Below are 13,969 nucleotides of genomic sequence, written 5' to 3'. Positions count from 1 at the left end.
AACGGGGTGGCGGAATATGCGCGCAAACAGAATACCCGCCATCCGCGCGCACACATGTGCGCGTGCGCGATGCGCGCCGACACCGGCGCGCGGGAATCGTCGCGAGCGCCGGAACCTGCGCTTTCGTCGGACGATTCCATGTGCGTAACGGGACGTTACGTCGTGTCGTTACGGCCGAAGCCGTAGCAACACGTTACGTTTTCTCCGCGTCAGCATCGCGAGGAATTTTCAAATCACGATTTTCATTAAATATCGTCTGATTAAACTGTAATTCTACATTTATAAAAGAAAGCTTGTTAATGAATAACGAACTCGCAAACGTTTTACATGTCGAGAATATGCGATTCAAAAATTAGACGAATAACGACTTAAAAAAATATACCGTTTAAAACAGCGGCGGGCATGCCTCTTGGTGATTCCCCCCACCATGTGCCGCGTTCGACCAGGAACGAATAACCCGAAAATCGGGCGGGGCCTTATTTCGTACAAGTGATTCCGGGGTCGGGGAAATGGTATCGAGCGCAAGCAGGCGATTGGCCTGGGGGGTCGTGACGTGCCTGTCGCTATTCGCGACGGCGCGCGCGCAGGCACAAGACACCGTCGACGCACCGCCTTCCGCGGCGGTGAACGGCGGGCATCCGATTGCGCCGCCCTCGACGCTGCTGAACGCCGAACGCGTCCTTGAAGCACCGAAGCCCGCGCCCGGCGCGGGCCCGGCCGCGGCGAAGCCGGCCACCGGCGCCGCGTTGGCCGGCGCCCGGGCCGCCGCCCGCCATGCCCTTCCGGAAGACCAGCTCGGCGGCACGGTCACGACCGATGCCGTGACGCTCGCCGGCCGCGATTTCTATACCTACTTCTCGCAGACGTGGTCGGAAATCCCGCTGAGCGAGCGCTACATGGTCGCCATTCACGAACGCCCTTCCGGGCGCTACGGCAGCCTGATCTGGGTCGAATTCCAGCAAAAGCGCGTGTTCCAGACCTTCCTGCCGATCGCACGCGCAAACGTCAAGGCCGTGGCCGAAAGCGCCGCCAGTATTTCCTTTCAAACCGTCATTCAGGACGATCTGTCGAATTTGCTGTTTCCCGATTCGGATCTGGCCAAAGACGAGATTTAGTCGATTAATCAAAAACAGGGGTTAGGGAAAATGAATCGAATCAGATTGAGCGTGATCGCGCTGGTCGCGATGACCGCGGTGTCGCCGTATGCGTGGTCGTCGACGCTGGTTTATCAGCCGAACAACCCGAACTTCGGCGGCAACCCGGCAAACGGCCCCAATCTGCTCAACGAGGCCAACGCGCAAAACAAGCACACGGATCCGTCGCTGTCGGCCTTTTCATCGCCGACGTCCACGTCATCGCTCGACCAGTTCAATGCGCAGCTGCAGCAGGCAATCCTGTCGCGCGTCGCCGGCTCGGTGACGAACTCGATCGTCGGCACCAACGGCGAGCTCAAGCCGGGGACGATCAGCACGGGCAACTTCACGATCGTCGTGAGTGCGGCCGGCAACGGCAACCTGCAAGTGACGACCACCGACAAGACGACGGGAGCGACCTCGACGTTCATCGTCAGCAACGGCCAATAAATCGAAAAAAGACTGAGCGAATCATGAAAAAAAATGCTGAACGCACACGCTTGAACACGGGGACGACACGGATCGCCATGGGCGCGCTGTTGCTGCTGTCGCTGGTCGGCTGCGTCACGCGGCCGATGCCGGCCTTGAGCAACGCGACGCTGACGCCGCCGACGCGCACCACGCGCGACCTCACGCACCTGCCGCCGCCGAAGGGCAAGATCGTCGCGGCCGTGTACGGCTTTCGCGATCTGACGGGGCAGTACAAGGCATCGCCGGACAGCTCCTTCTCGTCGCAGGTCACGCAGGGCGGCGCGTCGTTCCTCGTCAAGGCGATGCGCGACTCCGGCTGGTTCACGCCGGTGGAACGCGAGAACCTGCAGGACCTGCTGACCGAACGCAAGATCATGCGCGCCACCGACGGCGCGGATGCGAAGAAGGCGCAGAACGATGCGATGGCACCGCTGATGCCCGCGAACATCGTGCTCGAAGGCGGCATCGTCGGCTACGACACGAACGTCCGGACCGGCGGGGCCGGTGTCGCCTACCTCGGGATCAGCGGGTCGACGCAGTACCGGATCGACCAGGTCACGGTCAACCTGCGCGCGATCGACATCCGCACGGGCCAGGTGCTCAACAGCGTGTCGACGACCAAGACCGTCTACTCGTATCAGGTCGACACGGGCATCTATCGCTTCGTCGGCTTCAAGGACCTGCTGCAGGCGGAAGCCGGGCTGACACGTAACGAACCCGCGCAGATCTGCGTGAACGAAGCAATCGAATCGGCGCTCACGCACCTGATCGTCCAGGGCGTCGCGAACCAGACCTGGGTGCTGAAGAACGACCAGGACTGGTACGACCCGACGATGCAGCGGTATCTGCAGGAAGACCGGAAATACGCGCAGGACATGGAAGACGCGAACACCGCGTACGACCCGCAGAAGATCGATCGCCAGGGCGCGTCCACTCATTAACCGGCCCACGCCGGCCAGCGGAGAAAACAGGATGAATCGACACCATGATCGGAACGGGCGCGCCCGCGTGGCGCGGCAGGCGCTCGCGACCGTGTGGGCAGCGGCCGCCATGCAGGCGGCGTTTGCGGCACCCGTGCCGCTCAACGATCTCGGCCCGCCCGAACCGGCATTCGACTACAGCGGCAACATCGTCGCGGTCCGCCAGAGCGGTGTCGGCAATGCCGCGTCGCTGGACCAGGCCGGCCACAACGGTGCGCTGATCTGGCAGGCCGGCGACGGCAACGCGATCGTCGCGCAGCAGGCCGGTGCGCAGAACTGGATCGCGGCGTCGCAGGCCGGCGTCGGCAACAGGTTGCATGCGACGCAGCGCGGCAACGGCAACACGTTGCAGGTGCAACAGAACGGCGCCGGCAATTCGGTCGACTCGACGCAGGTCGGCACGTCGCTGTCGGCGCGCGTCACGCAGAACGGCAGCAACAACGCGGTGAACCTCGTGCAGGGCGGATCGAACACCGGCATCCAGGTGATCCAGACCGGCAACGGTGCGCGCGCCACGGTGCTGACGCGGTAACGGTTATGCAGTTTGCAGGTGCTTTGCTTCAAGTGGTGTGAGGTGCGGGACGTGAGAGCGTCCTCAATTGGCGGGGGTGCCGGCAAAAGATCCGCTTTTCCGGCGAATTTTCTTTCGAATCAGGAGCAACAAATGAAGGTGACCAAGTCTGCAATCGCAATCGCAGTGCTGATGCTCGCATCGGCTGCCGCACAGGCCGATTCGTCGGGTAACACCGTGAACATCGGGCAAACCGGCAACTTCAACTCGGCCACCGTCGAACAGACGGCGACGAACGGTGATGCGGTGTCGATCAACCAGTCGGCAGCCGGCAACGATCCCCGCTACGGGTTCGTCGCCAACGTGACGACGCAGGGCGGCAACGGCGACACGACCGTGATCCAGCAGAACTCCTGGTGGGCGCAGCCGTATTCGAGCGTGAACGTGTCGCAGACGGGCACGTCGAACGAGCGGAACTACGTGACGCAGTCCGGCGGCGGCGACTTCTCGGCGACCATCACGCAGACGACGTCGGCCTACACGGGCGGGCCGCAATACGACACCAACACGATCAACCAGTACAGCTACATCGACAGCGCGTCGATTTCGCAGCAAGGCGGCGGCTGGAACAACGTGACGATCAACCAGGGCACGCCGAGCCAGTCGGCGATCGGCAACAACGCGACCGTCGCGCAGACGGACACGGTCGGCAACACCGTCGGCATCGCGCAGACCGGCAACAACGGCACCGCGAACGTCCAGACGACCTGGGGCGGCGGGAACGCGACGTCGATCACGCAAACGGGCGGCACGACCAACGCCAGCGTGACGCAGTTTGCCGAGGCTGGCGACCAGGTCACGACGACCCAGAGCGGCACCGAAACCGCCACCGTGAACTCGTCGTTCGGCGGCGGCAACACGACGACGATTTCGCAATCGGGCGGCGTGAGCGGCAACAACGCCACGGTGCACCAGCTCGCGGCGGCCGGCAACGCGACGTCGATCACGCAGACCGCCGACGGCAACAATGCAACCGTCAATCAGTGGTTCGAGTTCGGCGACAACGCGACGATCAACCAGTCGGCCGCGTCGAACAACGCGACGATCACGCAGCAGTACGGCTACGGTAACGGCGCGTCCATCACGCAAACGGCCGCGTTCAACACGGCGTCGATCACGCAGAGCAACTCGGCCGGTTCGACGGCATCCATCACGCAGGCGTCGGCGGACAACCTGGCGGCGGTGACGCAGTCGGCCGCATCGGGCTCGTCGGTGACGGTGAGCCAGTCGGGCGACATCGGCAACTACGCCAATGCGTCGCAGACGGGCGCGGATGACGTGCTGAGCCTGTCGCAGGCCGGCGGCTTCAACATCATCAACGCGTCGCAGGTGTCGGGCACGGGCAACCAGGGCTACGTGACGCAGATCGGCTACAACAACAACGCCACGCTGGTACAGCAAGGCAACGCGAACTACGCGAGCATCAACCAGAACGGCTTCAACAACACCGTTTCGCTCAAGCAGCACTAAGCACCGCCGGCGTAACGAAAAGGCCGGACGGTTGCCCGTTCGGCCTTTTTTTCATTCGACAGGGGACGATCATGGTCGGCATTCACGATCTCAACGCCTATTTCGACATCGCCGCCAGTGCCGGCGGCGTGAACATCGTGCCGCACGTGCGGGCGGCCGCGCCGGTCGACGTGTCGTACAGCCTGCGCATCACCAGGACCGGCGGCGCCGGCTCGGCCTCGCTGACGCGCTCCGGCGAATCGCGACTCGCCGGCGGCGAGGATCAGTCGCTGGCGACGCTGCGGCTGAGCGTCGATTCGGGCGACATCTGCCAGGCGACGCTGGTCCTGCACGTCAATGGCGAGCACGCGGAGTATTCGGTGGACTGCAATCCGCACCGGGCCACGAATTGAGCCGGTGCGGCGTGCGCCTGTCGCGATCGCCGCACCGCGCCCGCCTCAATCGTCCGACGCCAGCATGCGCGGTATCTCGTCGACGAGCGCATCGATGACGACGCGCACCTTCGACGGCACCTGGCGCGAGGCCGGCCGCACCGCGAACACTTCGGCGCCCGACACGCTGTTGCTGTCCATCACGAGCGCGAGGCGGCCGTCGCGCAGGTAAGGCGCCATCAACCAGCACGGCAGCCACGCGAGGCCCGCGCCGGCGGCGGCCGCATCGGCGATCGCCTGCAGGTCGTCGAGCCGCAGGCGGCCGGCCGGGCGATGGTCGTGCACCGCGCCGTCCGCGCCGAGGACCCGCCACGGCGTCGGTTGCCCGCCGCGCGAATACGCGATGCCGACGTGCGACGCGAGCGCGTCGAGCCCCGCCGGCCGGCCATGACGGTCGAGATACGCGGGCGACGCGCAGATCCCCATGCGCTGCACGCCGAGCTTGCGGCCGACCAGCGCGCTCGTATCGGCCAGCTCGCCGATGCGCACCGCGATGTCGAAGCCGTCATTGACCAGGTCGGCCACGCGGTCGCTGAACGACACGTCGATCTCGAGCCGCGGATGGCGCTCGACGAGGCGCCGCATGACGGGCGCCACGCACTGCCGCCCGAACAGCACGGGCACGCTGACGCGCAGCCGCCCCGCCGGCTCGCGCTGCCCCGCGTCGAGCGCGGCCTCCGTCTCGCCGAGTTCGGCCAGCAGCCGCCGGCACTGCTCGTAATAGACGAGCCCCTCGTCGGTCAGGCCGAGCTGGCGGGTCGTGCGCTGCAGGAGCCGCGCGCCGAGACGGCGTTCGAGCCGCGCGACGACCTTCGCGACGGCCGAGCGCGTGACGCCGAGCCGCAGCGCGGCCGCCGCGAAGCTGCCCGACTCCACCACGTCGACAAATTCGGCCACGCCTCTCAGCCGCTCGTCCATGCGATTCCGCTCCAGTTGGGTCACGGGGTTGTGTCCGCACAGGCGACAGTCATCGGCCGAATTCTCGCCAATGCGTCCCCGTGCGCAACACTATGATAGTCCGCTCTATCTCGAAAAGGAGTCGACATGCACGCATGGCAAGTGAAACCGGGCGACGGCGCGGCCGGGCTTCGGCGCATCGACGCGACACGCCGCGCGGTCGGGCCGACCGACGTCGTCGTGAAGATCCACTCCGCCGGCCTGAACTACCGCGACCTGATGTTCGCGCGCGGCGACTATCTCGGCATCGGCACGGACGCGCTGATCCCGGTGGCCGACGGCGCCGGCGAAATCATCGAAACCGGCCGCGACGTCACGCGCTTCAAGCCGGGCGATCGCGTGATCAACACGTACTTCCCGCACTGGATCGACGGGCCACCGACGCCGCAGAAAGTCTCAGGGTCGCCCGGCGCGCAATTCGACGGCGTGCTGGCCGAACATTTCGTATCCGACGAAGCCGCGCTGGTCGCGATTCCCGCGCATCTGAACTACGACGAGGCGGCGACGCTGTCGTGCGCCGGGATTACCGCGTGGAACGCGCTGTTCGCCGACGGCGGCCTGCGGCCCGGCGCGACCGTCGTGCTGCTCGGCACCGGCGGCGTGTCGATCATCGCACTGCAGCTCGCGCATGCGGCGGGGCTGCGCACGATCGTCACGTCGTCGAGCGATGCGAAGCTCGAGCGCGCCCGCGCACTCGGTGCGGACGCCACCATCAACTATCGCGCGACGCCCGAATGGCAGCACGACGTGCTGCGGCTCACCGGCGGGGCGGGGGCGGATCTGGTCGTCGAAGTCGGCGGCAAGGACACGCTGCCGCGCTCGGTCGCCGCGACGAAGCTGGGCGGCATCGTGTCGGTGATCGGCGGCCTCAGCAGCTTCGCCGGCCCCGAACTCGGGCTGCTGTCGCTGATCGGCGGGATCCGGCAGTTGCACGGGATCATGGTCGGCAGCCGCGCGATGCTCGACGATGTCGTGCGCCTCGTCGACGCGAAGCAGATCAGGCCCGTGGTCGATCGCGTGTTCGGCTTCGACGAAGCACCGCAGGCTTATGCGCACTTGCAGTCGGGGCAGCACTTCGGGAAGGTCGTGATCCGCGTCGCGCAGTAAGCGCGTCGAGGCAGCGGGTCGCTCGGCCCGCCGCCTCTTCCGTCATCGCACTCAGAACTTGTGACGGATCCCCGCGTGAACCATCAGCTGCTTCGAAGTCGACGACAGGTCCGCCGCGCCGGGAACATAGGCCTGGTCGAGCGACGAACCCGTCGCGTCGCCCGCGATCCGCTGGTACGCGCCCATCAGGTACACGTCCGTGCGCTTCGACAGGTTGTAGTCGGCCATCAGCCCGAGCGAATGGATCTTCGGCTTCGCGCTGCCCGTCGTCGCGTTATAGCGCACCGTCGTGTACACGTACTGCGCCCCGACGAACAACGCCGGCGTGAACTGGTATTTGCCGTTCACCTCGAAGTTCTGGTACTTGATCGACGACACCGTGCCCCCCGCGAGCGGGCCGGTCACCGGCTCGATCGTTTCGTCGCCGAACAGGTAGCCGACGTTCGCGGTCGGCCGCGTGACGTTGCTGTTCGTGTACGCGAACCCGACCGTCGCGGGCCCCGCCGTGTAGTTGATGCCCGCACCGAAAATCCGCAGCCGCGCCGACGCAAAGTTCGCATCGGCGCCGACCGACCCCGAGCCCGCGATCGCGCCGCCCGACGTCGCGCCCGGGTTGTCCGCATTCAGGAACGCCGCGCCGACCAGCAAGCCGCCCTGCTCGTACTGCGCGCCGACGCTCCACTGCCGGTTGTTCGCGAAGCCCGTGTCGTTGCTGAAGCTGTACGTACCGCCGAACGAAAAGCCGGCGAAATCCGGGCTCGCATACTTCACCGTGTTGTTCACGCGGAACGTGTTGCCGGTGTTGTCGTTGTCGAGCGGATGCGAGAACGGGTAGACGCCCCAGCTGCCGTTCGCGGTCGTCGGCGCGAGATAGTCGACCACCGCATCGTATTGGCGGCCGAGCGTCAGCGTGCCGAACCGCGCGCTGCTGAGCCCGACGTACGCCTGCCGCCCGAACATGCGGCCGCCCTGCGCGAGCGTGCCGTTGTTCACGTTGAAGCCGTTCTCGAGCTGGAACAGCGCGCTGTAGCCGCCGCCCAGATCCTCGGTGCCTTTCAGCCCCCAGCGGCTGCCTTGCGCGAAACCGCTTGCCATCTGCCACGCGCTGTGGCCGCCGACGTTGTTCGTGTAGTCGATGCCCGCATCGACGAGCCCGTAAAGCGTGACGCTGCCTTGCGCGAATGCGAGCGCGGGCGCTGCACACAGCGCCGGGACCGCGATGAAAGCCAATCTCCAGTTCATTCGTTTTCCTTATTTATCGTGTCGTGACTGCCCGTTTCCGGGCGTCGCCGCTTACTTCGCGCCGTAAATGTCGAAGTCGAAGTACTTCTTGTTGATCCGCTGGTACGTGCCGTTCGCGAGGATCGTCGCAAGTGCGTGGTTGAAGGCCTCGCGCAGGTCGTTGTCCTGCTTGCGCAGCCCGAGCCCGTCGCCCTGCCCGAAGTACTTCACGTCGTCGATCGCGGCGCCGACGAACGCGAAATCCTTGCCCTGCGGCTTCTTCAGGAAGCCGTCGCTCGCCGCGATCGATGCCTGGAACGCCGCGTCGAGCCGGCCCGTCACGAGATCGGCATAGACCTGATCCTGGTTCTGGTACGACACGACCTGCACGCCGGCCGGCTGCCAGTTCGCGACCGCGTAGTCAGCCTGCGCGGAACCCTGCTCGACGCCCACGCGCTTGCCCTTCAGCGCGTCTGCCGTCGGCAGCAGCGGCGAGCCCTTGCGCGCGACGAGGCGCGCCGGCGCATTCGAGATCCGGTTCGTGAAGGCGATCTGCTGCTGGCGCTTCGGCGTGATCGTCATCGACGACGCGATCACGTCGAACTTGCGCGCGAGCAGCCCCGGGATCATCCCGTCGAAACTCGACTCGACCCACACGCAGCGCGCATGCAGCTCCGCGCACAAGGCGTTCGTGATGTCGATCCCGAAACCCGTCAGCGTGCCGTCGGGCAGCTTGTATTCGAGCGGCGGGTAAGTCGGATCGACCGCGAGGCGAATCTCCTTGCCCGCCCAGTCGCCCGCATGCGCCGCCCCTGCCGCCAGCGCCACCGCGAGCGCCGCCATCCGTTTCCACTGCTTCATTGCCAGTCTCCTTCCTTGTGTGAATCGTCAGTCAAAATCGTGCGGGCCCATCACGCGAGGTAGCGCTCCGCCAGTGCAATCCAGTAGCTCGCGCCGGTGGCGAGGCACGCGTCGTTGAAGTCGTAGCCGGGGTGGTGCAGCCCGCATCCGGCGGCGCCGTCGCCGTTGCCGATCGACAGGTAGCTGCCGGGGCACGCGTTCAGCATGAACGCGAAATCCTCGCTGGCCGCGATCGGCCGCAGGTTCGGGATCAGCGCGCCGTCGCCGCCCCATTCGCGGGCGACGTCGCGGGCAAACGCGGTTTGCTCCGCGTGATTGACGAGCACCGGGTACGCGTGCCGGTAGTCGATTTCGGCGGTCGCGCCATAGCTCGCGGCCTGCCCGTGCACGATCTCGCGAATGCGCCGTTCAAGCAGCGCCCGCACGTCCGGCGACAGCGCACGCACGCTGAGCGCGAGATCCGCGTGCGGCGGAATCACGTTCGATGCGGCGCCCGCATGGATCGAGCCAGCCGTCACGATCGCCATCTCCTGCGGGTTCACGTTGCGCGACACGACGGTCTGCAGCGCCATCACGATCGACGCGCACACGACCACCGGATCGATCGTCGTATGCGGCGCCGCGCCATGCCCGCCGCGCCCGGTCACACGCACCTGCACCTCATCGGCCGAGGCCATCGCCGGGCCGTCGCAGAAGCCGAGCACGCCGGCCGGCAGGCCCGGCACGTTGTGCATCGCGAACACCGCATCGCATGGAAACTGGTCGAACAGCCCGTCGTCGATCATCCGCTTCGCGCCGCCGAGCCCTTCCTCGGCCGGCTGGAAAATCAGGTTCAGCGTGCCCGTGAAGCGTTCCCGCTCGGCCAGGCAGCGCGCCGCCGCGAGCAGCATCGCCGTGTGGCCGTCGTGGCCGCACGCGTGCATCACGCCGTCGCACCGGCTCGCGTGCGGCAGTCCGGTCGCCTCGCGGATCGGCAGCGCGTCCATGTCCGCGCGCAGCCCGAGCCGCTTGCCGGGGCCGCGCGTCAACGTGCCGACCACGCCCGTGCCGCCGAGCCCGCGCGTCACCCGATAACCCCACGTTGTCAGCAACCCGGCGACCAGATCGCTCGTCGCGTGTTCCTCGAAGCCAAGCTCCGGATGCGCGTGCAGCCGGCGGCGCAGCGCAATCATTTCCGCCTCGATGGCCGCCATTTCCGGATGGATAGGTGTGTGGTCCAACCCCGATTCTCCTCGATGCGTTCCGGTTGCCGATCGCCCGAATGACCGACCGTGCCCGCATCGTAGGCAGCGAAAATCCCGGCGAACAGCCGCGGTTTCGTTATGATGACAACCTTTCGTTGTCGGGTATCGCACCATGAGCACGATCAAGCTGCATCAGTTGCAGGCGCTCGTCGCGAGCGCGGAGGCCGGCAGCATCCGCGGCGCGGCGCGCACGCTCGGGCTGTCGCAGGCGGCCGTCACGCGCGCGCTGCGCGAGCTGGAGGCCAGCGAACGCCTGCCGCTGCTGGTCCGCGCGCCGGAGGGGATCGGCTTCACCGAATACGGGAAGACGCTGCTCACGCACGCGAAGCTCGTGCTGAAGCAGCTCGAACACGCGCAGAGCGATCTCGAGCGCATGCGCGGCCGCGTCGAGGGCCGGTTGAGCATCGGCGTCACGCCGTGGCTGACGATGACCTTCCTCGCGGAGGCGGTGCTGCGTTTTCGGGAGCAGATGCCGGACGTGCGCCTCGAGCTCTACGAAGCGCTGATGGCCGTCGCGCAGCCGCTGTTGCGCGACGGCAGCATGGACTTCGCGCTCGGGCACGTGCAACCGGGCGGCACGCCGGAATTCGCGTTCGAGCCGATGCTGCGCTACGAGACCGCGGTGATGGTGCGCGCCGGCCATCCGCTCGAGCACGCGCGGTCGATCCACGACCTGCTCGACCACGACTGGGTGCTGAATTTCGCGGCCGACGGCCAGGCCGCGCTCGTCGATTACCTGTTCACGCGCCACGGCGCCAAAATCGACGAGCGGCGCATCGTGCGTGCGCAGTCGGTGGCGATGCTGCAGACGATGCTCGAGCAGGCCGACATGTGCACGTGGTGCCCGACGATCCTCGCGGCCGTGCCGTCGTTCGGCGAACGGATGCGCGCGTTGCAGTTGAAGGAGACCTTCGAGCCGCGCGACCTCGGGATCGTCACGCGGCGCAGCAGCACGCTCAGCGACGCGGCGCGCTGCTTCATCGACTGCCTGCTGCACGTGATCCGCCGGCATGCGCGCTCGGCACGCAAGGCGGATCTCGCGCTGTTCAGGACGCTGTCGCTGCTGATCTGACGCGCGGCAGGCGCGGCTCGCCGCCGCGCCGCCGCATGTTGCCCGTCAGATCTTCGCCGTCAGCGTGATCCCGACCGTGCGCGGATCGCCGTACAGCGCCGGATACGCGCCATACGACGGCAGCAGCTCGAGCTTCTTGTAGACCTTGTTGGTCAGGTTCGTCACGTAGCCCGTCACGATGTACTTCTGGTTCGGCGTCGTGTAGGACACGTGCGCGTTCAGCACCGTGTAGCCGCCCTGCCAGAGTTGCGGCATCGTCTGCCGCGTCGCGCTGAAGTACTCGCGGCTGCGGTAATTCACGTCGCCGCCGGCCGTCAGCGTGCCGAACGACACCGGCACGCGATAGTCGAAGCCCGCGTTGATCGTCGTATGCGGCGAACGCGCGAACGAATTGCCGACGGCGGTCGGCACGTAGCGGAACTCCGTGTAGCGCGTGTTCAGCATCCCGAGGTTCGCGAACAGGTAGAGGCTGTTGACCGGCTGCGCCTTCAGCTCCAGCTCGAAGCCGTCCGCGCGCCCCTGCCCCGCATTCGACAGCGTCGACACCGGCGGCCCGCCGAACGGGTTCGGCGCCAGCGCGAACACCTGGATGTCGCGATAGTCGTAGTGGAACACGCTCGCGTTGACGATCAGCCGCTTGTCGAACCACTCGCTCTTGATGCCGACCTCGTAATCGGTCAGGTACTCCGGCGACACGGTCGACACCGTGCTCTGCGTATACGCGTTGCCGTTGTAGCCGCCCGAGCGGAAGCCGCGCGCATAGCGGAAATACGCGCGCACGTTGCTGCTGAGCGCATATTCGGGCGTGAGGTCCCAGGTCGGCGCGCGCCACGTGTTCGTCTGGTTCTGCCGCGCGCTGACCGCCAGCGGCGACGACACCGACGACGGATCCCACCAGCTGCCCGGGTTGCTGAACGTCACGTTGCCGGTGCCCTGCAGCCCGGTGAGGTTGATGTTCTTGCGCTCGATCGTGTAACGCAGCCCGCCCGTCACGTTGAAGCGGTCGGTGAACCGATACTTCACGCTGCCGAAGATCGCCGCGCTCTGCGTGTGCTGCGTGAGGTCGGTCAGGTGGTAGAACGCGGGCGACGGCGAGCCCGGCAGGCCGCCGCCGGCACCCTGCTCGGCCAGTTGCTCGGTGAACAGGTGCGTGCCGACGAGCCAGCTGAACCGGTCGTTCTGCGGCGATTCGAGCCGGAATTCCTGCGAGAACTGGCGGCTCGACAGGCGATCGTGCGAGCGTGCGACGTCGAACGCGGAATAGTCCTCGTCGTCCTGATACCAGCGATGCAGCCCTTCGAACGCGGTGATCGACGTCAGCGTCACAGCCGGGTTGATGCGCCAGTGCGCGGTGAGCGACGTGCCCCAGGTCGAGATGTGATCGCTCGACGGCGCGTTGAGCGACACCGTGTACGGATCGCTCGACCCGACGAAGCCGAACTGGTTCGCGCCGCCCGGCCCTGCACCCTGCGCGTGCCACGCGTTGCCGCCGCCCGTGTAGTTGCGGCCGTGGATGTTGAACAGGAAATCGGTATCCGAGGTCGGCACGGCCAGCACCTGGAAGCGCACCGCATTGTCGTGGAAGCCGCCGAAGCGCCCTTGCTGCACCGTGTTCGTGTAGAAGCTGTCGGCGTTCTCGTGATACACCGACACGCGCGCGGCCAGCACGTCGTTCTTGCCGATCGGCCCGCCGATCGCGGCCTCCGCGAGCCGGCTGTTGTACTGGCCGAGCCCGATCTTGCCGTAGCCGCTCACGTCGAAGGTCGGCTTCTGCGACGTGATGCTGAGCGCGCCGCCGACGGTATTCTTGCCCCACAGCGTGCCCTGCGGGCCGCGCAGCACTTCGATGCGATCGAGGTCGAACAGCGGGAAGCCTTGCCCGAACACGCTGTTGATGTAGACGTCGTCGAAGTACACGCCGATCGGGCTCAGCGACAAGTCCGATGGATCGTTGCTGCCGACGCCGCGCAGGAACCAGCGCGGCCGCTCGCGGCCTTCGGTCGATTGGCCGGTAAAGTTCGGCACATATTTCGTGACGTCGTTCACCACGCGCAGCTCGTTGTTCTTGATCGTGTCCCCGCTCAGCGCGCTCACCGCGACCGGCACGTCCTGGATGCTCTCCTTGCGCCGGCGCGCGGTCACCGTCACCGTGCCGAGATTCGTTTCGCGTGCGGCCGTGCCGCGGGTCGCACGGGCGGCCTTCGGCGCTGCCGCGGCTGCATCGTCCGCGCCCTGTTGCGCCGGCTTCGCGTCCGGCGCCGCCGTCACCGCGCCCTCTTCCGCCCAGGCGGGCAACGATACGGCTGCACCCGTCAGCAGCCCCCCCAGCGCGGTGACGATTAGTTTTTTCCTGAACATCGATGAGTCATCCTGTTTGATCGGTTGAACGCACGTGCGTGCGCGACGCACGGGTGATCTATTGCAATTCGGATGCCAGCATCGAGAAGCCCG

13 protein-coding genes are annotated in these 13,969 nt (G+C 66.5%); 8 read left to right on the top strand and 5 right to left on the bottom strand.

Annotation, left to right across the window (positions count from 1 at the left end):
• Positions 1-746: 746 nt before the first annotated feature.
• The 6 genes from CFB40_RS38110 to csgH all read left to right on the top strand — a co-directional run bounded on the left by CFB40_RS38110 (position 747) and on the right by csgH (position 5,017).
• On the top strand, positions 747-1,115 hold the full coding sequence (locus CFB40_RS38110; protein ID WP_143329867.1) for a CsgE family curli-type amyloid fiber assembly protein: 369 nt from the start codon (positions 747-749) through the stop codon (positions 1,113-1,115).
• Between the two features lie 30 nt (positions 1,116-1,145).
• On the top strand, positions 1,146-1,583 hold the full coding sequence (locus CFB40_RS20075) for a curli assembly protein CsgF (protein WP_089428285.1): 438 nt from the start codon (positions 1,146-1,148) through the stop codon (positions 1,581-1,583).
• Between the two features lie 23 nt (positions 1,584-1,606).
• Positions 1,607-2,545, top strand: coding sequence for a CsgG/HfaB family protein (locus tag CFB40_RS20070; protein WP_089428286.1), 939 nt, complete (start codon positions 1,607-1,609; stop codon positions 2,543-2,545).
• 31 nt (positions 2,546-2,576) lie between these two features.
• The gene (locus tag CFB40_RS20065; RefSeq protein WP_143329866.1) at positions 2,577-3,116 is read left to right on the top strand and encodes a hypothetical protein; all 540 of its coding nucleotides are present in this window, start codon (positions 2,577-2,579) and stop codon (positions 3,114-3,116) included.
• Between the two features lie 132 nt (positions 3,117-3,248).
• On the top strand, positions 3,249-4,625 hold the full coding sequence (locus CFB40_RS20060; protein WP_089432163.1) for a beta strand repeat-containing protein: 1,377 nt from the start codon (positions 3,249-3,251) through the stop codon (positions 4,623-4,625).
• Positions 4,626-4,696: 71 nt separating this feature from the next.
• Positions 4,697-5,017: a curli-like amyloid fiber formation chaperone CsgH gene (gene csgH / locus CFB40_RS20055; protein WP_089432162.1), complete on the top strand. Its 321-nt coding sequence runs from the start codon at positions 4,697-4,699 to the stop codon at positions 5,015-5,017.
• Positions 5,018-5,062: 45 nt separating this feature from the next.
• Here csgH and CFB40_RS20050 read toward each other — a convergent pair whose 3' ends face one another.
• Entirely contained in the window at positions 5,063-5,974 is a 912-nt protein-coding gene (locus CFB40_RS20050) for a LysR family transcriptional regulator (protein ID WP_089428290.1), read from the bottom strand.
• Positions 5,975-6,100: 126 nt separating this feature from the next.
• On the opposite strand from CFB40_RS20050, the gene CFB40_RS20045 reads away from it, so the two are divergent.
• On the top strand, positions 6,101-7,120 hold the full coding sequence (locus tag CFB40_RS20045; RefSeq protein ID WP_089432161.1) for a zinc-dependent alcohol dehydrogenase family protein: 1,020 nt from the start codon (positions 6,101-6,103) through the stop codon (positions 7,118-7,120).
• 51 nt (positions 7,121-7,171) lie between these two features.
• Here CFB40_RS20045 and CFB40_RS20040 read toward each other — a convergent pair whose 3' ends face one another.
• Genes CFB40_RS20040 through CFB40_RS20030 form a run of 3 tightly spaced genes read right to left on the bottom strand, consistent with a single transcriptional unit; the run spans position 7,172 to position 10,374 of the window.
• Complete coding sequence (locus tag CFB40_RS20040; RefSeq protein ID WP_089432160.1) at positions 7,172-8,362, bottom strand: porin; 1,191 nt, start codon at positions 8,360-8,362, stop codon at positions 7,172-7,174.
• A gap of 51 nt (positions 8,363-8,413) precedes the next feature.
• Complete coding sequence (locus tag CFB40_RS20035) at positions 8,414-9,202, bottom strand: ABC transporter substrate-binding protein (RefSeq protein ID WP_089428293.1); 789 nt, start codon at positions 9,200-9,202, stop codon at positions 8,414-8,416.
• Between the two features lie 50 nt (positions 9,203-9,252).
• On the bottom strand, positions 9,253-10,374 hold the full coding sequence (locus CFB40_RS20030; RefSeq protein WP_089433255.1) for a M20 aminoacylase family protein: 1,122 nt from the start codon (positions 10,372-10,374) through the stop codon (positions 9,253-9,255).
• 184 nt (positions 10,375-10,558) lie between these two features.
• Here CFB40_RS20030 and CFB40_RS20025 point away from each other — a divergent pair, with 184 nt between their 5' ends.
• A complete protein-coding gene (locus tag CFB40_RS20025; RefSeq protein ID WP_089428294.1) occupies positions 10,559-11,518 on the top strand; it encodes a LysR substrate-binding domain-containing protein in 960 nt (319 codons plus the stop codon).
• Positions 11,519-11,563: 45 nt separating this feature from the next.
• On the opposite strand, the gene CFB40_RS20020 is transcribed toward CFB40_RS20025, so the two are convergent.
• Positions 11,564-13,876, bottom strand: a complete 2,313-nt coding sequence (locus CFB40_RS20020) for a TonB-dependent receptor (protein WP_089432159.1) — start codon at positions 13,874-13,876, stop codon at positions 11,564-11,566.
• Between the last annotated feature and the right edge of the window lie 93 nt (positions 13,877-13,969).

The sequence above is a fragment of the Burkholderia sp. AU31652 genome, from assembly GCF_002223155.1.
GTDB lineage: Bacteria > Pseudomonadota > Gammaproteobacteria > Burkholderiales > Burkholderiaceae > Burkholderia.
Note: the sequence above shows the minus strand (reverse complement) of the source record. Positions and strands in the feature narration are given on the sequence as shown.